We start from the raw sequence: 21,352 nt of genomic DNA on the forward strand, positions 1-21,352 counted from the left end.
CGAGCTGCAGATACTCCTCGTGATCTGGACCGGCGCCTGCCCCGCCTGTCACCGCGACATGCCAGACCCCGCACCGACATGACCCAGCTCTACGAGCTAGTAGCGGTGGGCGCCGCGTCTGTATCTCAGGCGCGGCGGATCCGCCAGAGCCAGGTGCACGCGGCGGCAATCAGGGCGGTGATTACCAGGTTGGGCAGGAGAGCGGGAGCGACGCTGTCCTCCTGCAGGACGCCGGAGGAGAGGTTCCAGGTGGCGATGAGGACCGTGGGCAGGACGGCGGTCAGCAGGACGCCGGTGGTTTTCTGGACGGCCCGCCAGTGCACCGAGGTGCACAGCAGGACGGCGCCGGTGACGCGGAACAGGACGCCGAACACAGGCCCCGGCTGGTCGGGGAAGACCATCCCGAAGGGGACGACGAGGGTGAGCATCAGGAGCGGGACCAGGGGGTGGACTCTGCCGGGCCGGGCGGACGGGGCGTCGTCGCCTTGGCTGTGTGCCGGGACCCAGGCGTTCCCGTGGGCGGCCTCGGCCAGTGCCGTCGCCGCGATCGTGCGGGGGTCGCCCAGTTCGGCCAGGACCACGACGACCGCGGTGCCGGGGCGTTCGGCACGGGTGACCTCGATGTGTTCGGCGAGGTCGGCGAGGAGTTCCTGGCGGCGCTCTGCGGGCAGTGCGGATGCCTCGCGTTCGACGGCGCGGAGGTAGTCCTGGACAATTTCGGCGGTCTTCATGCGGGGTCTCCAGGGGAGGGGCGGGGGACGTTCAAGAAAGCGTCGACGGCGTTGCGGAAGCCGGGCCACAGGAGAGTGAACTCCTCAAGCGCGGCCCGGCCGCTGGCGGTGAGCGCGTAGTAGCGGCGCGGCGGCCCGACGGCGGACTCCTGCCAGGTGGTGGTGACCAGGTCGTCGCGGCGGAGCCGGGAGAGCAGCGGATAGACGGTGCCCTGGCTGGTGGCCAGGGCACCGGAGTCCTCCAGGGCGGCCAGGAGTTCCACGCCGTAGCGAGGGCGGTCCCGCATGAGAGCGAGGACGCAGTACTCCAGGACGCCCTTGCGCAGCTGGGCGGTTGCCCGAGCCTGCTTAGCTGAATAACCTGGTTCCATGTGATGCAAGATACCTGGCGAGGCAGGCAGCGGGGAAGGGGGGTCTTTCTCTGGGCATCCCCCGGTGCTGGGCGAGCTGACGGATCTGGTGCGGGAGGCGTTCGAGCGCTGGGCGCAGCTGGATCAGGCCGAGCAGCAGCGGCGGTTGCGCCTGCGGCAGCAGGCGGCGTCATGATGCGCCGCAGCCGGAAGGAGCGTGCCCGGTGGTCCGATGCCGATGCTGTGGCGGACCAGGAGCTGGAGGAGCAGGGGGGTGGTGGATGTCGCCGTCGTCCAAGTCGGTGGTGGTGACCGGTGTGGTGCGGCGCCTGCCCCGCCTGTCACCGCGACATGCCAGACCCCGCACCAACATGACCAAGCCCTACTAGAGCTCGCCACGCGGTCATGTGCCGGCCTTCTCGTCACTCTTCTCGCCACGGCCGGGGTCTGTCCCGACAAATGATCTTCGACTGGTGCTGCGTGGGCGGTGAGCAGCGCGACTGCTCGCCCGCCCGCACGCGTACCGCATATCGGCATCAGGCGCCGCTGCTGTACGACGCACACCTGCCGGGGACGGACCACGGCCGATGCCGCCCGGTTCTCAGGGCTCCACGCCGTGGCGTCGCGCGATTGCTTGGAGGCGTTCCAGTTCCCGTCGCGCTGCTGTCGGGTGGGCGAGATCAAGGGCCATTCCGGCGCGGGCCGAGATGTAGAGGATGTCCTGGTGGGCGGCGGCGTCGAGGCCGGGAGCGTTCTGCAGGCGGCGGCCTGTGACACTCAGATAGATCGCGATGCTGTCGAGATCCTCGCGCAGGTGCACAGGAAGCACCTGCCGCAGTTCGTCCTTGACGTAGTCGCGGGCCTGCCGGTCCGCCGCGCACGGGCCGGGCGGCACGGGTGCCCAGGGAAGGCCCGCTTCTCGGGAATCCTCGTACATCTCCGCCACCAGGGCGCGCGCATACGCGGGATCGCCCCCGGCCGCTGCCGCACGGGCCGACTGCAACGTGGAGCGCAGCCGTGCACGGACCTGAGGATCCTCGCCGGTCCGGGCGTTCAGATAGCCGGACCACACATCGAACGCCTTGCTCAACTCGGCATCCAGCATGACCTTGTACACGTCCGGCACTCCGCCGCCCCTCCGTCGGGCCCGTCCCGGCATGGACGGCAGCGGTCAGAATAGGACAGGTACTGGGCGGGACGCCCGCGAATTCCCCGGTGCGGTGTGCGGGACCCGGTCCGCGGGCGGCAGGCACCATGGCCGGCTCCCTGAAGGCCCGCCCCCGTTCAGGCGCGGCACTCAGCAACTGGTCGAACTGCCGCAGCCGTCCGGTGAACGTCTTTTCGCCCATCATGCCTCAGCCGTTCGATCTCATTCCTTGACGAACAGGCCGGGCACGCGGAGAAACCGTTGATCGTGAGGCATGACGGCCTCGGCCGGCCCAGCGGCTCGGAGGACGACATCCAAGGCCCGCTGCGGGTCGGCGCTGTACAGTCCGCTCGCCCAGGCGGCGTTGGCTTCGATCACCGACCAAGTCCCGTTCACCGTTCCGACATCCACGACGATGGCGGAGGGCAACGTGTCGCCGTGCTCGGCGAGCAGCTCCGCTCCGAACGCGGTCGCGTCCTTGTGCGGCGGCCCGGGACTCAGCCGACCCCGCCGCGCGTACCGGCTGCCGGTGTGAACCGTTCCATCGAGCAGATACAGCCGGTACTCAGCGGCGAACTCCACCACATGATCAGCACCGGTGTGTGCGGATCCACCGAGTCCGGGCCCGGCAGCCGTGACCCGTCGGTGTAGATCAGTGCCGGTATCCGCTTGTCGTTGGGAGACTTGATGAATGCGGGCCGACGCGGGCCGTAGGCCTCGCGGGTCGGTACGAAGGTGATCTCACGCCCGGTGTACATCCGGGGCAAACGAGCCAGCCAGTCCTCAGCGGCCTGCAGCAGGGCGATGTTCAGAACGGGTGCCACGATGTCCGCGAAGCCGGGCCCGGCGTGCAGATGCTCGGCGCGCGCATCGGCCGGTACGGCGAACGTGGGCAGTTGTACTGTCGGCAGGCCGCGACGGTGAGCGGCATCACGCAGAACCTGCGCGGAGGCCGTGAGGCGGGGTGGCAGAACGAGAGTCACAACTGATCGGGCAAGGGGATCCGCACCCCTGTTCCCATCCACTTGCTCCACCAGGTATCTTGCGTCGCATGGAACCCAGTGATCCGGCCAGGCAGGCACGGGCAGCCGCCCAGCTGCGCAAGGGTGTCCTGGAGTACTGCGTACTCGCCCTGATGCGGGACCACCCCCGCTACGGCGTGGAACTCCTCCATGCCCTGGAGGACTCCGGTGCCCTGGCCACCAGCCAGGGCACGGTCTACCCCCTGCTCTCCCGGCTCCGCCGCGACGACCTGGTCACCACCACCTGGCAGGAGTCCGCCTCCGGCCCGCCCCGCCGCTACTACGCGCTCACCGACAGCGGCCGGGCCGCGCTCGACGAGTTCACCCGTGTCTGGCCCGGCTTCCGCGACGCCGTCGACGGCTTCCTGACCACCCCCCACCCCTCCACCGGAGACCCCGCATGAAGACCTCTGCCGACCTCGTACACGACTACCTCTCCGCCGTCGAGCGCGAGGCTTCCGCGCTCCCCGCCGACCGTCGTCAGGAACTCCTCGCCGACCTCGCCGAACACATCGAGGTGACGCGCGCCGAACGCCCCGACGCCGCGATCGGCGAGGTCCTGGCGGAGCTGGGGGACCCCCGCACGATCGCGGCGACGGCGCTGGCCGAGACGGGGAACGGGGCCCAGGACCGGAGCGGAGCCGGTGCGTCCGCCCGGCGCGGCAAGGTGCATCCCCTGGTCCCGCTCCTGATGCTCACCCTCTCGCTTCCCTTCATGATGGTCTTCCCCGACCTCCCCGGACCGCTGTTCGGCGTCCTGCTGCGCGTCACCGGCGCGGTACTTCTCTGCACCTCGGTGCACTGGGCCGCGGTGCAGAAGACCACCGGCGTACTGCTTGCCGCCGTCCTTCCGAGTGTCGTCATCGTCACCTGGAACCTGTCCAGCGGCGGCCCGACGGGCGAGGTCCCGGCGCTCCTGGCCAACCTGGCGATGCTCGCCCTGCTGGCCGGCACGGCAACATGGCTCTGGCGGGTCCGCCGCGTCTGAGATCCGCTGCGACCCCTCCGTCACGGGTGAACGCCGGTGCTCAGTCACCGACACCGGCGCAATCCTCGCCCAGGACGACGGGACCGCCTTTCGGCCTTGAGTCTCCAGTGACTGGAGACAGCAGGGTGGGGGACATGGACGTGACGACCCTCTATTCGATCGGGGAGCTCTCCCGGCGGACCGGCCTGTCGGTGCGGACCATCCGGTTCTACTCCGATTCGGGGGTGGTGGCGCCGACCACCCGAAGCCCCGCCGGCTACCGGCTCTACGACCTCGACGCACTGCACCGTCTGGAACTCCTGCGCACACTGCGGGAACTGGGCGTGGACCTGGCCACCGTCCGGCGGGTACTGGACCGCGAGCTCTCGGTGGCGGAAGTCGCCGCGGCGCGGGCCGACGCCCTGGACATCCAGATCCGGGTCCTGCAACTGCGCCGGACCGTTCTGAGAGTCGTGGCCCGGCGCGGGGCCGATCCCGAGGAGACCCAGCTCATGCACCGGCTCGCACAACTCTCCGGCGAGGAACGCCGACACCTGATCGACACCTTCATCGACGCCACCTTCGCCCCTGCGGACGCAGAGCCGGCCGCGGCGGCCATGGTGCGTGCCGCCACTCCCGAACTCCCCGACGATCCCTCCACCGACCAGGTCGCCGCATGGGTGGAACTCGCCGGACTCGTCGGCGACCAGGACTTCCGGGCCCGGCTGCGCCGGACGGCGGCGTTCCGGGCCGGCGGGCGCCTGCTCGGCATCGAGCGGAAGGCCGGCGAGGAACTGATGGCGTTCACCCGCCAGAAGGTGGCCGAGGCCATGGAGTCGGGCATCGACCCGCTCGGCGACAGCGCCGCGGCCGTCGTCGACGGCCTTGTGCACCGCTTCGCCGAGGCGTTCGCGCGCACACCCGACACGGAACTCCGGGACTGGATGGCCCAGCAGTTCGAGGAAGCGCACGATCCCGGAGTGGACCGGTACTGGCGGCTGGTCTGGATCATCAACGGCTGGCACGTGGTACCCCACCTGATCCCGGTGTATCCCTGGCTCATCCGGGCACTGCGGAATGACCGCGCCGGGTAGTCACCGAGGCGGAGGCCTGCGGACGTGAAACGAGGGTGCCCCATTGCGGTGGACGATCACCGAATGGGACACCCTCGTGACGGTTCTGTACACCAGGATCGATGTGGTGCGTGATGCGTTCTGTGTGGTGCGCGGCCCTGGCCCGTGTGCCGGCGGAGCGCTCAGGACTTCGGCGAGAAGCGCAGCCGGGTGGCCGCCAGCGCGCCGAGGGCCAGCAGGACGACGGACACCCACAGGCCGGACAGATGGTTGCCGGTGGCGTCCTCGGCGTACCCCATGATGTAGGGGCCGACGAATCCGCCGGTGATACCGATGGTGTTGAGCAGTGCCAGTCCGCCCGCGAGGGTCTTGCCGGCGAGCCGGGTGGCGGGGAAGTTGAACAGCAGGGGCTGGACGACGAAGAACGCCAGGCCGGTGAAGCAGAAGCCGAGCAGGGCGATCACGGGACCGGCGACCGCGGCGACGATCAGGCCGGTGAACATCATCAGCAGACCCGCCACCACGAAGTTGCGGGAGCGCCGGGGCGTGGTCGCACGGGACGGGACGAGTACGGCGCCCACGGCCGCGGTGATCCAGGGAAGTCCGGTCAGCAGGCCGATGGTGAACGGTGAGAGATCGCCCCAGCTGCCGATGATGCCGGGCAGGAAGTAGACGACGGAGTACAGGGCGACCTGGTGCGTCCAGTTGGCGAAGATGGCCAGCAGCATCTGCCGGTCGCGCAGGACCGTGAGCAGGGATCCGGAGGTGTTGCCGGCCGCTGCCGCGCCCTCGGCCTGCTCCCGGGTGACCGCGTCCTGCACCATGCGGGCCTCCTCGGCGCTCAGCCACGATGCCTGGGAGGGACCGTCGGGCAGCAGCCGGAAGATGACGAAGGCCAGGAACACACAGGGGATTCCCTCGATGACGAACATCCACTGCCAGCCGTGCCAGCCGCCCATCCCGTCCATCTCCATCAGCAGCCCGCCCAGCGGGTTGCCGACGACGCTGGCGATGGAGGCGCCGAGCAGGAGCAGTCCGATGGCCTTGCCCCGGGTCTCGGAGCGGAACCAGTACGTGAAGTAGAGCAGGATGCCCGGCAGCAGTCCGGCCTCGGCGGCGCCGAGCAGCAGGCGCATGGCGTAGAAGGACTTCTCGCCCTGTACGAAGGCCATGCAGGCGGAGATGACGCCCCAGGTCAGCATGATCCGGGTGATCCACCAGCGTGCCCCGACCCGGTACATGATCAGGTTGCTGGGGATCTCGGAGAGCGCGTAGGTGAGGAAGAACAGCCCCGCTCCCAGCCCGTAGGCCGCGGCGGAGATGCCGAGGTCGACCTCCAGGCGCTCCTTGGCCAGACCGATGTTGGTCCGGTCCAGGAACGACATGATGTAGGCGGCCAGCAGCAGCGGCATCAGCCGCCGCATATTGCGGTGGTCCAGCTCGCCGAGCGCATCGCGCGGGGTTGCGGGTGGTGTGACCGCACGCGGGGTGCGGGAACCGCGGATCAAAGACATCGGTGTCCTCATGGAGTGCTCTGGCAGCCGTCGGACGCGGGCTGCGGCCGAGGGGGCGGGGCCGGGCGGCGGACGGCGGTGACGCCGCGGGCCGCCCGGCCGGGGTGGGTTCAGACGACGAGCCGGACCGGGTTCTCCACGGCCTCGGTGAATACCGCGAGCCAGCGTGCGGCCACCGCTCCGTCCACCGGGCGGTGGTCCACGGACAGGACCACGCCGAGGACCTTGGCCGCGGTGACCGCGCCGTCGCGGACCACCGCCTCGTCGCGTGCGGCGCCGATGGCGAGGATCGCGGCCTGCGGCGGGTTGATGATGGCGGCGAACTCCTCAACCCCGTACATGCCGAGGTTCGAGACGGTGATCGAGCCGCCTTCGAGATCGGCGGGACGGAGCGACCCGGAGCGCGCCTGCTCCGCGTAGGCGCGGGTCCGCGCGGCGATCGCCGACACCGACAGGTTCCCGATGTCACGGAGCACCGGGGTCACGAGGCCCTTGCCGGTGGCGATGGCGACCGAGACATCGACGGTGCCGAACCTGCGGACGGCCTCCGGCCGCCAGATCGCGTTCATCTCGGGCACCTGGACGTGCGACGTGGCGACGGCCTTGATCAGCAGATCGTTGACCGAGACCTTGACGGGGCTGACGGCGTTGAGCCGCTGCCGCAGGGCCAGCAGTTCGTCCACGGCACAGGTCGCCCGCAGATAGAAGTGCGGGGTGTGCTGCTTGCTCTCGGTCAGGCGCCTGGCGATGGCCCGGCGCATGCGGCTGTGCGGGATGTCCTCGTGGTCACCGCGATCCCCGGCGTCACCGGCACCATCGGCGCTGTCGGGTGCGGCGGCCGGCACGGGTGCGTTCGGCCGGGGGGCCGGGGGTTCCACCGCGGCCGGTGCCTGGCGAGCGGTGACCGCGGCCTCGACATCGCGCCGGACGACGCGGCCGCCGGGACCCGTGCCGGTGAGCAGCTCGATGTCCAGCCCGGCCTCCCGGGCCAGTCTGCGGGCCAGGGGACTGCTGAAGACGCGCCCGCCGCGGTCCGGCCCGCCCTCCGGCGGTGCGGCGGGGGAGGGCGTGGACGCCACCGGGGATGTCCGGGACGCCGGGGACGTCTGACGTTCCGCGTCCGCGTCCTCCGGCACGTCCCTGCGTACCGCCTGCCGGGCCTCGCCGGGCCCCGTGACGCCGACGCCCAGCTCCGCCAGCAGCGCGCCGAGGTCACCGGGCTGCTCCCCGGCGGCGCCGAGTACGGCTATCGGATCCCCGACCTCGACCTCCGTACCGGCCTCGTGGAGCGTCTTGAGCAGCACGCCGTCACGGTCGGCGGCGACATCGACCTCTGCCTTGTCCGTCTCGATGGAGACCAGCGCGTCGTCCTTCGTGAACGAGGCGCCCTCCGCCACCTGCCAGGCGGACAGCACCGCCGTTGCCGCGTCGGCGGCCACAGCGGGCATTCGGAACAGTTCTGCCATGATCAACCCTCCTGGGTGTTCTGCCGTACGGGGAGGGTCAGTTCCCGGTGACCCGCTGGAGCGCTGCCACGACCTCTTCGGTCCGCGCGATGGCCGCCCGCTCCAGCACCTTGCTGATGCTCGGCGAGGACTCACCGGCCTGGACGCGCTGGACCGGCTGGTCGAGCCAGTCGAAGTAGCGGCGCTGGATCTCGTCGGCCAGCCAGCCGCCGTAGGAGGTGCCGACGGGGCCCTGCTCGGCGATGAGCACGTTGTTGGTCTTGCGGATGCTCTCGCCGAGGGTGTCCCAGTCGAGACTGGCGCGGTCCAGCCAGCGCAGATCGATGACCTCGGCATCCAGCCCCAGCTGCTCGACGGCTTCCAGGACATGGCCGGTCATCGCGAGGTAGGAGACGACGGTGATCCGCGATCCGGTGCGGCGCACGGCGGCCCTGCCCACGGGCAGGCAGTAGTCGAAGTCGTCGACCGGACCCGGGCCGACCGCGTTGTACAGGTCGGTGTGCTCCAGGACGACGACCGGGTCCTTGCAGGTCAGCGCGCTGTTCATCAGGCCCACGTAGTCGAAGGGCGTCGACGGGGCGACGATGCGCCAGCCGGGGGCCGTCGCCAGGATTCCCGCCGGGTCCATCGAGTGCTGGGAGCCGTAGCCGGTGCCCATGGCGACCTTGCTGCGCAGGACGAGCGGCACGCCGGATCCCTGACCGTCGCCTCCGAACATGTGCCGCGCCTTGCCGATCTGATTGAAGATCTGGTCGGCCGCGACCCACATGAAGTCGGCGTACATGAACTCCACCACCGGCTTGTACCGGCCGTCGAGCGCGATGCCACCGGCGAGCCCCGCGAAGGCGTTCTCGCTGATGGGCGTGCCCAGGACCCGGTCGGGGTGGGCTTCGGCCAGCCCCTTGGTCGCGCCGTTGGTACCGCCCTTGAGGCGGTGCACGTCCTCGCCCATGACGACGACCGATGAGTCCTGTGCCATGCGGCGGCCCATCACCTCGGCCACCACGTCGATGAACTTCCGCTGCTCCAGCCGCCCCTGGAAGGCGTCCGGCCCGGCGCCGGGGGCGGTGTCGGCGAGGCGCACGCCTTCGAACTCGCTGAGGTCGCCCCGTACGCCGACATCACGGAAGGACGGGTCGGGCCATTCGGCGGGTCTGATGCGGCGGGTGCCCGGCTTGCCCCCGGGATCGGGTTCCAGCAGTTCGTCGCCGATGGCGGCCATGACGGACTGGGCGCGGGCGGTGCACTCCTCGATCTCACCGGCGCTCAGGACGCCGCTCTCGACGAGCTGCCGGGAGACGAGGGCCAGCGGGTCGCGGGCCCGCCACTCCTTCTCCTCGTCCTTGGTGCGGTAACCGAAGGCGCTGCCGGGGAAGGGGCCGTTCTGGTGGAAGTAGCGGTAGACCTCGGCCTCGACGATGGTCGGGCCGTGGCCGGCGCGCATGTGGTCCACGGCCTCGCTCATGGCGAGGTACACGGACAGCGGGTCCATGCCGTCCACGCGCCAGCTGGGGATGTTGAAGCCCAGGCCGCGCGCCGAGAGCCGGGGTTCGGCCGTCGCCTCGTCCACGTGGGTGGAGACGGCGTACTTGTTGTTCTCGATGAAGAAGCAGACCGGCAGCTTCCAGGCCGCGGCGAGGTTCATCGTCTCCAGTACGGAGCCGATGTTGACCGCGCCGTCGCCGAAGTAGCTGACCGAGACGGCATCGGTGCCGGCCTGCCGCGCCGACCAGGCGAACCCGGCCGCCTGCGGTACGCCGCCGCCGACGATCGCGTTGGTACCCATGGCCCCGGCCTCGCGCCACTGCAGATGCATGGATCCGCCCCGGCCCCGGCAGAATCCCTTGGCCAGACCGCAGATCTCGGCCAGGCTGCGCGACAGGACGGTGCGCACCCCCTCGTCGACGGGCCGGCGCAGGTCGATGCCGCCGGGCGCGACGTACCCCAGCGCCTTGGCCAGGAACTGGTGGTGACCGCGGTGCGAGCCGCCGACGAAGTCGGCGCCGGTCAGCGGGAGCACGGAGCCGACGGCGCCGCCCTCCTGGCCGATGCTGGAGTGGGCCGGGCCGTGGACCAGTCCCTGGCCCGCGAGGTCGAGGACGTACTCCTCGAACGTCCGGATCAGCAGCGTCTGGGTGAACATCGAGGTCAGCAGCTGCGGGTCGGCGCTGTGCCAGTCCTTCTTGGTGGCCGTCACCTCGGTCCACGGTGAGGCGGGGGCCAGTTTCCGGTGTGTGGGCATGAGCACTCTCCTGTGTGATTCGGTGAGCACTGTCGCAGCCAATGGATCCATAGCCAATACCTCGTTACCGGAACGTTACGTTCAGATTTCGGGAATGTCCATTGACTGTGGCACCTATGGCGGCGCACTGTGGGAGTCATGGCGGATGAATGGATCCATTCCGAAAATGACCGAGAGCGTGGGCTTCCCGGGTTGACCGGCGTCGAGCACATCGGCTTCACGGTTCCCGACCTGGAGGAGGCCACCCGGTTCTTCGTCGACGTGATCGGCTGCGAGCACGTCTACTCGCTCGGGCCGTTCCGCTCCGAGGGCACCTGGATGAGCGACCACCTCGGCGTCCACCCGCGCGCCGTCATGCGCGAGCTGCGCTTCTTCCGCTGCGCCGGCGGCCCGAACTTCGAGATCTTCGAGTACGAGGCCCCCGGGCAGGAGACCCGCCCGCCCCGCAACAGCGACGTCGGCGGCCACCACCTCGCCTTCTACGTCACGGACCTCGACGCCGCCGTCGCGCATCTGCGGAGGCACGGCGTACGGATCCTGGGCGGACCCACGGCCAGTTCGGGCCCCAGCGAGGGACAGCGGTGGGTCTACTTCCTCGCTCCCTGGGGGATGCAGCTGGAGCTGGTCTCCTACCCGGACGGCAAGCGGTACGAGGACGGGGCGCCGGTGCTGCTGTGGCAGCCTTCCGTCTGAACACGCCGCCGCGACACCGCACCAGGGAGAGCCATGTCACGCAAGCCGTCCGTCGCATCCGAAACCCCCGGAGCCGGCACATCCGCTTCCACTGCCCCGGGTCCCAGTGCCGCCGTCGCCAGCCAGCGCGTCGCGGACCATCTGCGGGCCGCCATCCTGAGCGGTGAACTGCGCCCCGGCGCGCGGATCATGCAGGAGCAGGTCGCCGCGCAGCTCGGCGCGAGCCGGCTCCCGGTGCGCGAGGCCCTGCGGATACTGGCGGCCGAGGGCCTGACCGTCGTGAAGTCCAACAGCGGCGCCTGGGTCTCCAGGATGGACATGGCGGAGTGCGAGGGCGTCTACAAGATCCGCGAACGGCTGGAACCGCTCGCCCTGATCGAGAGCGTCCCGAACCTGACCGCCGGACAGGTAGCCGAACTGGAGACGATCGCGCGGCAGATCGAGCTCACCACCGACGTGGACCGCTTCCTGGACCTCGACCGCCGTCTGCACCTGCTCACCTACGCCGGATGCCGGGTCGACCAGATCAACGCCATGGTCGACCGGTTCTGGAACACCACACAGCACTACCGGCGCGCCTTCGCCCGGCTCGCGGGCGACAGCGGCTGGGAGCTGATCCACGCCGAACACCGCCTGATCATCGAGGCGATCAAGCGAGCCGACACCGTCGACGCCGAGCGCTTTCTCACCGGCCACATCCGCCGCACGCGGCTGGAGCTGACCCAACACCCCGAACTGTTCAACGAGGATGACCATGACACCGACGACACAGCAGACGCAGCAGGCCCCGTGGACTGACCCCCGCCCCTTCGAGGGCCGGACCCTTCTCCTGTCGGGCGCGGGCGGCGGCATCGACCGCGAGGTGGCCCGGCAGTTCCACGCCGCCGGTGCCAATCTGGTGCTCGGCGATCTGAACGCCGGCGCCCTGGAGGAATTCGCCGCGACGCTCGACCCCTCCGGCAAGGCCGTGATCACCCGTGGCCTGGACGCGGCATCGCCGGAGAGCAACAACGCGTTCGTCGCCGCGGCGGTCGAGACGTTCGGCTCGGTCGACTTCCTCGTACCCGCCGCCGGGATCTACCCGGAACAGGCCGTCGCCGACATGACCGACGAACAGTGGAACACCGTGATCTCGGTCAACCTCAACGGTGTCTTCTACCTCACGCGCGCCGTTCTGCCCCACCTCAACGAGGGCGGCAGCATCGTCAATCTGACCTCCATGGCCGGTCACCGGGGCAGCGTCCGGCACGCGCACTACGCGGCGACCAAGGGCGCGCTGCTCGCCTTCTCCCGCAGCCTCGCCTGGGAACTCGGCTCCAGGGCCCGGATCAACATGGTCTCGCCCGGAATCATCGAGACCCCCATGACCCGCGACTACGTCGCCTCCCGCGGTGACACCGCGCTCTCCTCCACCCCCCTCGGCCGTCTGGGCAGGCCGGAGGAAGTGGCCTCCGTCGTCACCTTTCTCTGCTCGTCCGCGGCGAGCTTCGTGCAGGGCGAGGTCATCCATGTCAACGGCGGCATGCACATGATCTGACGGTACGGGGAGCGGCGGCGAGCAAGCGGTGGAGAGAGCGGGAGCGGAAGAGGACATGACGACACGAGCAGCGGTCTACCCCGACCTGGACGGCAGGTCCGTGTGCGTCACAGGTGCCGCGCGCGGCCTGGGGCTGGCCATGGCCGAGGCCTTCGTGCGAGCAGGCTGCCATGTGCTGCTGCTCGACATCGACGGCGCCGAACTGGACCGGGTGCGGCCCGTGCTGGCTGCGCGCCGGCCGGACCGGGTGATCGGGACGGCCACGGCTCCGGTGAGCGACGAGGACGCCGTGACCGCGGCGCTCGCCGACTTCACGGCCCGTACGGGAGAACTGTCCGTCATGGTCGCCAACGCCGGGGTGTCGGCCAACGCCCCCTCGCTCGACCTCGGGCTCGACCGCTGGAACACCGCGCTCGACGTCAACCTCACCGGCGTCTTCGTCTGCGCGCGCGCCGCCGCACGCGTCATGCGCGAGGGGGACGGAGGCGTCGTCCTCACCACCTCGTCGATGTACGGGGTGACCGCCGGGCCCGAGCGCGCCGCGTACTGTGCGACCAAGGCCGCCGTCGCCGCTCTCACCAAGGTCCTGGCAGTCGAATGGGCCCCGCACGACATCCGGGTCAACGCGCTGGCGCCCGGGTATGTCGAGACCGACCTGCTGGCCGGGCTGTCGGCCGCCGGACGGCTGGACACGGAGGCGCTGCGCCGCCGTACCCCTCGCGGCCGCCTCGGCAGCCCCGAGGACATCGCGCACCTCGCCCTCTTCCTGTCCTCCGCGGTGGCCGCGAACATCACGGGCCAGGTGATGGTCAGCGACGGCGGCTGGACGGCGGACGGGTACGCGGTCGCACGGTGACGCCGGGCTGAGGGGCGCGCGGTACCCGGTCACCCGGCCGCCCCCGCGCGCTGCCTGCTCCGCCCGGCCGTGGCCGCAGCTCCGCCGTACGGCTTCCGCGGGGGTCAGGCCAGCGACGCTGCGTGGGCCGGGTCGATGGCGTACCGGAGCGGCAGGCCCCCGGTGAAGCGGCGGAGCTCGTCGAGCACGAGTTCGCCGAGACGGTGGCGTTCGGCGCCCAGCGCACCGGCGAGGTGGGGTGTCAGGACCACATTGGGCAGGGTGAACAGCGGCGAGTCCTCGACCGGTGGCTCCGGGTGGGTGACATCGAGTACGGCGGTCAGGTCGGTCCGCGCGCGCAGGACCTCCGCCGCCGCGTGCTCGTCGATGAGTCCGCCACGCGCGGTGTTGATCAGCGTCGCACCCGGCCCCAGGGAGTTCAGCAGCCGCGTCCCGATCATTCCCCGGGTCTCGGGCAGCAGCGGTGCGTGGAGACTGACGACATGGCAGGTGGCGAAGAGTTCCTCCACACCGACGAGCCGGACCCCTGCCCGCAGCGCGGTGTCCGGGGCGGCGACGGGGTCCGCCGCGAGGACCTCGATGTCGAATCGGGCCAGGTGGGAGGCGACGAGCCGGCCGATGTGCCCGAGCCCCAGCAGGCCCACGCGTGACCGGTGGGCGCCCGGGACCTGAGGGTTGTGCGGGAAGCTGCGGCTGCTCGCCACCTCGCGGGTGATGCGGTGCACCTGCTTCAGCCCGAGGAGAATCTGGGCCAGCGTGAACTCCGCCACCGGGACGGCGTTGGCCGCGGCGGCGGAGACGATCGGGATCCCGCGTGACCAGAACGCGGGCGTGGTCAGGTGCCGTACCGATCCCGCCGCGACGAGGACGGCCCGCAGCCGGGGTGCCCGGGACAGGAGCGCGGCGTCGAGGACGGGCGCGCCCCAGCCCGTGAGCAGGATGTCGACCCCGCGCAGCGCGTCGGGGTCCTCGGCGAGCTGCTGCCGGGTGAGGACAGGCGCCTGCCGCTCCGTGAGCCGGTCGATCCCGGCCAGAACCTCGCGGGGATAGACGTCCGCCCTGCGCTCTTCCTCCATGACCAACAGTGCTGTCGGTCGGGCTGCCGGCTCGTTCATGCGGGTTGCGCTCCTCAGCACCTCGACTGGCGATCCGTCAGGGATCCTTACTGCCCGCGTCCGGTGGGACGTGTGGGGAATTGTCTGACCGGATGTCGCGGGTTGGTGTGGCTTGTTCGGCGCCTCGATCGGCGCAACGTGCAGCACGATACATCGGATGACTGGAAAAGCCCCTAGGTGAGGCCGAGTTACCTTGCCGTGGTTGCCCCGGCCGCCGTCGCGGTCATGCGTGATGACGCGAAGTGTGGTGCTCGGTGCCTCTGAGTGGCTGGTCTGCCGTTTCGTCAGGCGATATCTGGGGGTCGGCATTCCTCTTGTGGAGGCTCTGGGGCGCCCGGGGTCGTGGAGGGGGGTTGCCTGCCGGGGCTCCGGCGAGCCATCGCAAAATTTTTGTATTCATCGGACTATTGACCACGGATTCGGACCCCATTAGCGTCCCCAGCAAGCGCTTTCCAGGCCAGCTGTGATGCGGCGAAACAGGAGTTGTCATGCAGAGATCGCACTGGATCGGTGCGGGGTTCCTTGCCTCGGCGCTGGTCCTCACCAGCTGTACATCAGGGCCTGCGGGAGTGGACGCCAAGCAGAACTCCAAGGCACCGCTCGAACTGTGGACCAGGACGACACCGGGCGGACCGGGGGAGAAGGGCACCCTGAAGCTCGCCGCCGCCTTCGAGAAGGCGACGGGCTTCAAGGTGAAGGTCACAGCGATCTTCGACGACTTCGAGACGAAGCTGCAGCAGCGGGCCGCGCAGAAGAACCTTCCCGACATCGTCATGAACGATGTGACACAGCTCGGAGCCATGCACAGCCAGGGCCTGCTCCGGGAGATCGACCTGGACAGGATCAAGAGCGCCGATCAGCTCATCGGCCAGGGGCTGGACTCCGGCAGGAGCGTCGACGGCAAGCAGTTCGGCCTGCCGTACTCGGCGCAGGCGTCCGCGCTGCTGATCCGCAAGGACTGGCGCGAGAAACTGAAGCTGGAGGTCCCGCGGAGCTGGGACGACTTCTCCGCGATGGCCTCCGCCTTCACCACGAAGGACCCGGACGGTGACGGCAAGAAGAACACCTTCGGCCTCGCGGCCCCCCTCTCCACCAAGCGCGGCTACGCCTCCTGGTACTTCTCCAACTTCCTCTGGGCGGCGGGCGGAGACTTCATCACCGAGTCGGGCGACGGCACCTACAAGCCCGCGATGACCACGAAGGCATCGCTGGAGGCAGTGCGGTGGTTCCGTGGTCTCGGCTGCGAGAACAAGGTCATCCAGCCCGGTGCCGTGACCATGGAGACCCCGCCCACGAACGAGACGTTCGAGGCGGGCCGGACCGGCATGTTCGTCGTCGGCCCGTATCTGCTGCCGCGCTTCGACGAGACGCTCGGCAAGGACAAGTACGAGGTCGTGCCGATGCCCAAGGGGCCCAAGGACGCGACCGTGCTCGCCGAGGGTGCCTCCGTCTATCTGATGGCCGGCTCCGAGAACCGGGCGGGCCAGGACGCCTTCGCCGACTTCGCCGTCTCCGCCGAGGGACAGAAGATCGGGATGCAGGGCGACACCGGCTTCACCGTGCAACTGCCCGTCAACAAGACGGTGGACATCTCCGAGGTCCGCCCCGACCCCCGCTGGAACACCTATGCGGAGGCCTACCGGGACTCCGGCCGGTACGCGCCGTCCATCCCCAACTGGACCCCGGTGCGGCAGACGACGGCGGAGACCGTCAACGCGCTGATGGCCGACTGCGATCTGGACACCGAGGCCAAGCTGGGCGAACTCGACAAGCAGCTCGCCGACATCCTCAAGGAGCAGGGGATCGCCGCGTCATGAGCCTCGACCAGGCGGATCCGGCCGCCCCCGCGGCGGCCGGCCCAGCCGCGCCGAAAACGGGCAGGCAGGCCGGAGGGGGCGCCGCCGGCCGCCGCCGGAGCAACCGCCGGGCGGGCCGGTGGTGGACTCCGTGGCTGTTCCTGGCCCCGGCACTGCTCCTCTTCCTGTACTTCAAGTTCATCCCCATGGCCAACGCGCTGACCATGTCCTTCCAGGACGTCCAGCCCTACCTCGGCAGCAGCTGGGTCGGCACCGAGAACTACTCCACGGTGCTCCACTCCGAAGGCTTCCGCGAGGCCGCGTGGCACACCGTCGTCCTCGCCGCCGGTCAGACGGCCGGCTCGATGGCGCTCGGCCTCGCGCTCGCGCTGCTGATGGAGGGACAGGGCCGCCGGCTGGGATTCATCCGCTCCGCGGCGTTCCTCCCGGTCGTGGTGCCGATCGCCGTCGTCGCCGAACTGTGGCGGATCATGTACCACCCGACCGAGGACGGCATGCTCAACGGCATCCTCGGCCTGGTGGGATTCGGCCCCTCGGGATTCATCAACGACCCCGACACATCGATGGCCTCCATCATGGTCACCGGTATCTGGCGGGGCGCCCCCTACGACATGATGATCTTCCTCGCCGGGCTGACGAGTGTGGACCGCGGTCTGTACGAGGCAGCCAAGGTCGACGGCGCCTCCAGAACGCAGCGGGTGTGGCATGTGACCGTGCCCGGACTGCGGTCGGTGTTCTCGATCCTGTTCATCCTCGCCGCCATCCGCGGGCTGCGCGTGTTCACCGAGGTGTTCCTGCTCACCAACGGCGGACCCGACGGCTCCACCGAAGTCGTGATGACCCTGATCTACAAGCTCGGGCTGGAGCAGAACCGACTCGGTGTCGGCGCGGCGGGAGCCGTTCTGCTGTTCCTCGCGACGCTGGTCCTGACAATCGTCGTCCATCTGCTGCGACGGAGGGAGAGCAAGTGAACGCGCCGACCGAGACCGCGCTGGGCCTGACCGAGAGCAGGAGTCCGGGCGGGCGGATCCTGAAGGCCGTCACCTACCTGCTGGTCCTGATCGTCTTCGCCGGGCCCCTGCTGGCCCTGCTGGTCAGTGCCTTCAGCCAGGTCAAGGACCCGACCCAGCTGAGCGTCATCCCCTCGGGCACCACCCTGGAGAACTTCAGGATCGCCTTCGACCAGGGCGTGCTCGGCTATCTGCTGAACTCGTTCTTCGTCGTCGGCTTCGGACTGCTGCTCCAGGTGGCGGTCTCCGTCCTGGCCGGCTACGCGCTGGCCAGGAAGGTCTTCCCCGGGATGACTCTGGCGCTCGTCGCCATCCTGGCGACCCTGATGCTGCCCGAGGAGATCCTGGCGCTGCCGCTCTCCCTGATCCTCGCCGACCTTCCGGTGGTCCACTTCAACCTCATCGGCACCCTGGCCGGAATGATCGTTCCCCTGGGAGCCTGGGGATTCTCCATCCTGGTGATGACCGAGTTCATGAAGGACGTACCGAGGGAACTCGAAGAGGCCGCCCGGATCGACGGCGCGGGAGACCTGCGTATCTTCGCCCAGATCATCATGCCGATGTGCAAGCCCGCGCTCGGGGTCATCGGAGTCTTCGGGTTCACCATGATCTGGGACCAGTACCTGCTGCCCCTCCTCGTCTCCACCGACTCCTCCTCGTACACGCTGCCGCTGGCGCTGCGCACCCTGCGGATCGACCCCGCCGTCACCCCCGGAGTGGTGATGGCAGCCTCCCTGCTGGCGCTGCTGCCCTCGGTGGTCGTGTTCCTGTTCTTCCAGCGCTCCTTCGTGCACGGTCTGACCTCCGGCGCCCTGAAGGGCTGACCCGGCGGACCGTCCGGCAGCAGCCGAACACCTCCCGTACCCACCACGGCCCGGCCCCGCACGCACAACCAGCCTGTCCGGTCCCGCCGCCCGGAGCGCCGACGGCGCTCCGGGCGGCGGGACCCGGACGCCGACGACAAGGAGCGATGCCCCATGACCCCGAGCGCTGACACCCCATCGGCGGACCCGCTCGCGCCCGCCGCCCAGGCGCCCGCACCGGCACCGGACACCACCTGGTTCACCACGGACCGGTTCGGCATGTTCATCCACTGGGGCCTGTACTCCCTCGCCGCCCGGCACGAGTGGGTCAAGAACCAGGAGAAGCTGACCGACGAGCAGTACCAGGTCTACTTCGACCACTTCGACCCCGACCGCTACGACCCCGCCCGGTGGGCCAGGGCGGCGAAGGCGGCGGGGATGCGCTACGTCGTCCTGACCGCCAAGCACCACGACGGCTTCTGCCTGTGGGACAGCGCCCTCACCGACTACAAGGTCACCAACACCCCGCACGGCCGCGACCTCGTCGGGCCGTTCGTCGAGGCCTGCCGCGCCGAGGGGCTCAAGGTCGGCCTCTACTACTCCCTGATCGACTGGCACCACCCCTCCTTCCCCGTGGACGGCATCCACCCGCAGCGCGACGACGAGGAGTTCAAGGCCGCCAACGCCGACCGGGACATCCGTGAGTACCAGCGCTATCTGCACGGCCAGGTCCGGGAACTGCTGACGTCCTACGGACGCGTCGACTACCTGTTCTTCGACTTCTCGTACGCGGGCCGCACCTGGTGGGGCGGCAAGGGCCCCGACGACTGGGATTCCCCCAAGCTCCTGGAGACCGTCCGCGAACTCCAGCCGCACATCCTCGTCAACGACCGGACCGGCCTTCCCGGCGACTTCGTCACGCCCGAGCAGTACCAGCCCTCCGGTCCCATGACCAAGGACGGGCAGCCCGTGCTGTGGGAGGCCTGCCAGACGCTCAACGGCAGCTGGGGCTACGACCGCGACAACCTCGACCACAAGAGCGCCGACCTGCTGATCCGCATGCTGGTGGACGGGGTGTCCAAGGGCGGCAACCTGCTGCTCAACGTCGGACCGACCGGGCGCGGCGACCTCGAACCGCGTGCCGTCGCCGTCCTCGGGGAGATCGGCCGCTGGATGGACCTGCACGAGCGGTCGGTCCGCGGCTGCGGCCCGTCCCCGTACCACGCCCCCTCCGAGTGCCGGTACACCCAGCGGGGCAACCGGCTCTACGTCCACCTGTTCGCGTGGCCGCTGCGCCATCTGCACCTGCCGGGACTCGGCGGCAAGGTCCGCTATGCCCAACTGCTCAACGACGCCTCCGAGATCACCCGGATCCACATCGCCCCGGACCGGCCCGCGCTCAACACCGAGATGGGTGGGCAGCCCGCAGGGACGCTCACCCTCCAGATCCCCGTACAGCGCCCCGACACCCCCGTGCCCGTCATCGAGCTGTACCTGGACGCTCCGGCCGACCGGGCCGACGGCTGAGGCGGCCGGCTCCCCTCTTTCCACCACCACACTCTCGGAGGCATCATGCAACGCCGTACGTTCCTGATGGGCACGGCGGCCGGGGCAGCTCTTGCCGCCGCCCCCACCGGCAGTCTTCTGACCGGCAGCGCCGTCGCGGCCTCGACGGTGGCCGTCTCGCCGGCCGAGCTCCAGGCCGCGATCGACCGGGCACGGCCGGGTGACCGGATCGTGGTCGCCGACGGCAGCTACACCATTCCTCCGGACAGCCCCCTCACCATCCGGAACAAGCGGGGGACCGGGCGAGCCCCCATCACCATCGCCGCCCAGTCCCTCGGCGGTGTCGTCCTCCACGGCGCACACAGTTTCGTCTTCGACACGTCCAGCCACATCACCCTCAGCGGCTTCTCCTTCCGCCAGAGCGGCACCCTGGAGATCCCGGAGAGCTGCTCGCACATCAGGCTGACCCGCAACGACTTCCAGCTCGCCGACATCGAGGGCGTGCACTGGGTGATGGTGCGGGCGGACGACAGCAAGGTCGACCACAACCACTTCCACGGCAAGTCCACGCTCGGCATCTACCTCGGTGTCGAGGGCGCGGGTACGGAGGAAATGGCCCAGCGCGTCCATGTGTTCAGGAACTACTTCTCCGACCACAGCTTCGCCGGGTCCAACGGCGGTGAGCCGATCCGGCTCGGCGTCAGTCCCCGGGCGCTGTCCAGTGCCCACGCGGTGGTGGAGTACAACCTGTTCGAGCGCGCCGACGGCGACCCCGAGGCGATCTCCGTCAAGAGCTCGGACAACACCATCCGGTACAACACCGTCCGCGACAGCCTCGGCGGGATCGTACTGCGGCACGGAAACCGCACCAGGGTGGAGGGCAACCACCTCATCGGCGGCACGGACGGCCTCCGGATCTACGGCGACGACCATGTGATCGTCAACAACTACCTCGCCGGCCTCTCCGGGCGGGCCCTGGTGATCGGCAGCGGATCGGCTCGCGACCACCTGCCCGGCGAGCCGGCCGACGCGCGGCGGGGCAATGACGCGCCCGACCGGGTCCTGATCGCCTACAACACCCTGGTGAACAACGCGGGCACGCTCTCCGGCGAGAGCCACCGCCCCCACGCGCCGCAGGACGTGACCGTCGCCGACAATCTGTTCGTCGCCGACTCGGGGGAACTGGTCTCGATGGCGAACACCGTACGGTTCACCTGGTCGGGGAACATCGTGTGGGGCGGCGCTCCTGACGGCAACATCCCGGCCGCCGGATACACCCGCGTCGACCCGAGGACGGTGACCGGTCACGACGGCATCTCCAGACCGGCCGCGGACAGCCCGCTGATCGACGCGGGCACACTCAGGCGGCCGCCCGTCACCCACGACATCGACGGAAACCCGCGCGGGCGGGTCCGGGACGTGGGCGCGCACGAGTACTCCCGCAGGCCCCCCAAGCACCGGCCGTTGTCCCCGGCCGATGTGGGTCCCCGTTCCCGCTGAACC

General features: G+C 69.9%; 19 protein-coding genes and 1 pseudogene. 12 read left to right on the forward strand and 8 right to left on the reverse strand.

Annotated elements, in window-relative coordinates:
- Nucleotides 1–125: 125 nt before the first annotated feature.
- The 4 genes and pseudogenes from ABT170_RS27705 to ABT170_RS27720 all read right to left on the reverse strand — a co-directional run bounded on the left by ABT170_RS27705 (nucleotide 126) and on the right by ABT170_RS27720 (nucleotide 3,211).
- Complete coding sequence (locus ABT170_RS27705; RefSeq protein WP_329947097.1) at nucleotides 126–731, reverse strand: HAAS signaling domain-containing protein; 606 nt, start codon at nucleotides 729–731, stop codon at nucleotides 126–128.
- Complete coding sequence (locus ABT170_RS27710) at nucleotides 728–1,102, reverse strand: PadR family transcriptional regulator (protein WP_329947096.1); 375 nt, start codon at nucleotides 1,100–1,102, stop codon at nucleotides 728–730. The genes ABT170_RS27705 and ABT170_RS27710 overlap by 4 nt, the downstream gene beginning before the upstream one ends.
- A 580-nt stretch (nucleotides 1,103–1,682) precedes the next feature.
- The gene (locus ABT170_RS27715) at nucleotides 1,683–2,207 is read right to left on the reverse strand and encodes a hypothetical protein (RefSeq protein ID WP_329947095.1); all 525 of its coding nucleotides are present in this window, start codon (nucleotides 2,205–2,207) and stop codon (nucleotides 1,683–1,685) included.
- Nucleotides 2,208–2,450: 243 nt separating this feature from the next.
- Nucleotides 2,451–3,211: pseudogene (locus ABT170_RS27720) on the reverse strand (ATP-grasp domain-containing protein).
- Between the two features lie 68 nt (nucleotides 3,212–3,279).
- Between ABT170_RS27720 and ABT170_RS27725 the strand changes: the two are divergent.
- The 3 genes from ABT170_RS27725 (at nucleotide 3,280) to ABT170_RS27735 (ending at nucleotide 5,311) form a co-directional block, all read left to right on the forward strand.
- Nucleotides 3,280–3,654 carry a PadR family transcriptional regulator gene (locus tag ABT170_RS27725; RefSeq protein WP_329947094.1) on the forward strand — a complete coding sequence of 125 codons (375 nt, stop codon included), beginning with the start codon at nucleotides 3,280–3,282 and terminating at the stop codon, nucleotides 3,652–3,654.
- Nucleotides 3,651–4,238, forward strand: a complete 588-nt coding sequence (locus ABT170_RS27730) for an HAAS signaling domain-containing protein (protein WP_351871818.1) — start codon at nucleotides 3,651–3,653, stop codon at nucleotides 4,236–4,238. The genes ABT170_RS27725 and ABT170_RS27730 overlap by 4 nt, the downstream gene beginning before the upstream one ends.
- Before the next feature lie 134 nt (nucleotides 4,239–4,372).
- Entirely contained in the window at nucleotides 4,373–5,311 is a 939-nt protein-coding gene (locus ABT170_RS27735) for a MerR family transcriptional regulator (RefSeq protein WP_351871821.1), read from the forward strand.
- Nucleotides 5,312–5,472: 161 nt separating this feature from the next.
- Here ABT170_RS27735 and ABT170_RS27740 read toward each other — a convergent pair whose 3' ends face one another.
- From ABT170_RS27740 to ABT170_RS27750, 3 genes are all read right to left on the reverse strand, one after another.
- Entirely contained in the window at nucleotides 5,473–6,804 is a 1,332-nt protein-coding gene (locus ABT170_RS27740) for an MFS transporter (protein ID WP_351871824.1), read from the reverse strand.
- 110 nt (nucleotides 6,805–6,914) lie between these two features.
- Nucleotides 6,915–8,270 (reverse strand): 2-oxo acid dehydrogenase subunit E2, encoded by a 1,356-nt coding sequence (locus tag ABT170_RS27745; RefSeq protein WP_351871827.1) that lies wholly within the window; start codon nucleotides 8,268–8,270, stop codon nucleotides 6,915–6,917.
- A 37-nt stretch (nucleotides 8,271–8,307) separates the two neighbouring features.
- Nucleotides 8,308–10,512, reverse strand: a complete 2,205-nt coding sequence (locus ABT170_RS27750; RefSeq protein WP_329947089.1) for an alpha-ketoacid dehydrogenase subunit alpha/beta — start codon at nucleotides 10,510–10,512, stop codon at nucleotides 8,308–8,310.
- Between the two features lie 192 nt (nucleotides 10,513–10,704).
- On the opposite strand from ABT170_RS27750, the gene ABT170_RS27755 reads away from it, so the two are divergent.
- Genes ABT170_RS27755 through ABT170_RS27770 form a run of 4 tightly spaced genes read left to right on the forward strand, consistent with a single transcriptional unit; the run spans nucleotide 10,705 to nucleotide 13,598 of the window.
- On the forward strand, nucleotides 10,705–11,205 hold the full coding sequence (locus ABT170_RS27755) for a VOC family protein (RefSeq protein WP_329947088.1): 501 nt from the start codon (nucleotides 10,705–10,707) through the stop codon (nucleotides 11,203–11,205).
- Between the two features lie 33 nt (nucleotides 11,206–11,238).
- The gene (locus tag ABT170_RS27760; RefSeq protein WP_351871831.1) at nucleotides 11,239–12,003 is read left to right on the forward strand and encodes a GntR family transcriptional regulator; all 765 of its coding nucleotides are present in this window, start codon (nucleotides 11,239–11,241) and stop codon (nucleotides 12,001–12,003) included.
- Nucleotides 11,960–12,742, forward strand: a complete 783-nt coding sequence (locus ABT170_RS27765; protein WP_351871834.1) for an SDR family NAD(P)-dependent oxidoreductase — start codon at nucleotides 11,960–11,962, stop codon at nucleotides 12,740–12,742. Before ABT170_RS27760 ends, ABT170_RS27765 begins: the two co-directional genes overlap by 44 nt.
- Nucleotides 12,743–12,797: 55 nt before the next feature.
- Nucleotides 12,798–13,598 (forward strand): SDR family NAD(P)-dependent oxidoreductase, encoded by an 801-nt coding sequence (locus ABT170_RS27770; protein WP_329947085.1) that lies wholly within the window; start codon nucleotides 12,798–12,800, stop codon nucleotides 13,596–13,598.
- 104 nt (nucleotides 13,599–13,702) lie between these two features.
- Here ABT170_RS27770 and ABT170_RS27775 read toward each other — a convergent pair whose 3' ends face one another.
- Nucleotides 13,703–14,713 carry a hydroxyacid dehydrogenase gene (locus ABT170_RS27775; RefSeq protein ID WP_351871837.1) on the reverse strand — a complete coding sequence of 337 codons (1,011 nt, stop codon included), beginning with the start codon at nucleotides 14,711–14,713 and terminating at the stop codon, nucleotides 13,703–13,705.
- Between the two features lie 488 nt (nucleotides 14,714–15,201).
- Here ABT170_RS27775 and ABT170_RS27780 point away from each other — a divergent pair, with 488 nt between their 5' ends.
- The 5 genes from ABT170_RS27780 to ABT170_RS27800 all read left to right on the forward strand — a co-directional run bounded on the left by ABT170_RS27780 (nucleotide 15,202) and on the right by ABT170_RS27800 (nucleotide 21,349).
- Nucleotides 15,202–16,530: a sugar ABC transporter substrate-binding protein gene (locus tag ABT170_RS27780; RefSeq protein ID WP_329947083.1), complete on the forward strand. Its 1,329-nt coding sequence runs from the start codon at nucleotides 15,202–15,204 to the stop codon at nucleotides 16,528–16,530.
- Nucleotides 16,527–17,501, forward strand: a complete 975-nt coding sequence (locus ABT170_RS27785; RefSeq protein WP_351871841.1) for a carbohydrate ABC transporter permease — start codon at nucleotides 16,527–16,529, stop codon at nucleotides 17,499–17,501. Before ABT170_RS27780 ends, ABT170_RS27785 begins: the two co-directional genes overlap by 4 nt.
- Nucleotides 17,498–18,364 carry a carbohydrate ABC transporter permease gene (locus tag ABT170_RS27790; RefSeq protein WP_266926625.1) on the forward strand — a complete coding sequence of 289 codons (867 nt, stop codon included), beginning with the start codon at nucleotides 17,498–17,500 and terminating at the stop codon, nucleotides 18,362–18,364. The genes ABT170_RS27785 and ABT170_RS27790 overlap by 4 nt, the downstream gene beginning before the upstream one ends.
- A gap of 153 nt (nucleotides 18,365–18,517) precedes the next feature.
- Nucleotides 18,518–19,870, forward strand: a complete 1,353-nt coding sequence (locus ABT170_RS27795) for an alpha-L-fucosidase (protein WP_351871844.1) — start codon at nucleotides 18,518–18,520, stop codon at nucleotides 19,868–19,870.
- 45 nt (nucleotides 19,871–19,915) lie between these two features.
- The gene (locus ABT170_RS27800; protein WP_351871847.1) at nucleotides 19,916–21,349 is read left to right on the forward strand and encodes a polysaccharide lyase 6 family protein; all 1,434 of its coding nucleotides are present in this window, start codon (nucleotides 19,916–19,918) and stop codon (nucleotides 21,347–21,349) included.
- Nucleotides 21,350–21,352: the final 3 nt, after the last annotated feature.

It is taken from the genome of Streptomyces sp. NPDC001787 (assembly GCF_040297465.1).
Classification (GTDB): domain Bacteria; phylum Actinomycetota; class Actinomycetes; order Streptomycetales; family Streptomycetaceae; genus Streptomyces.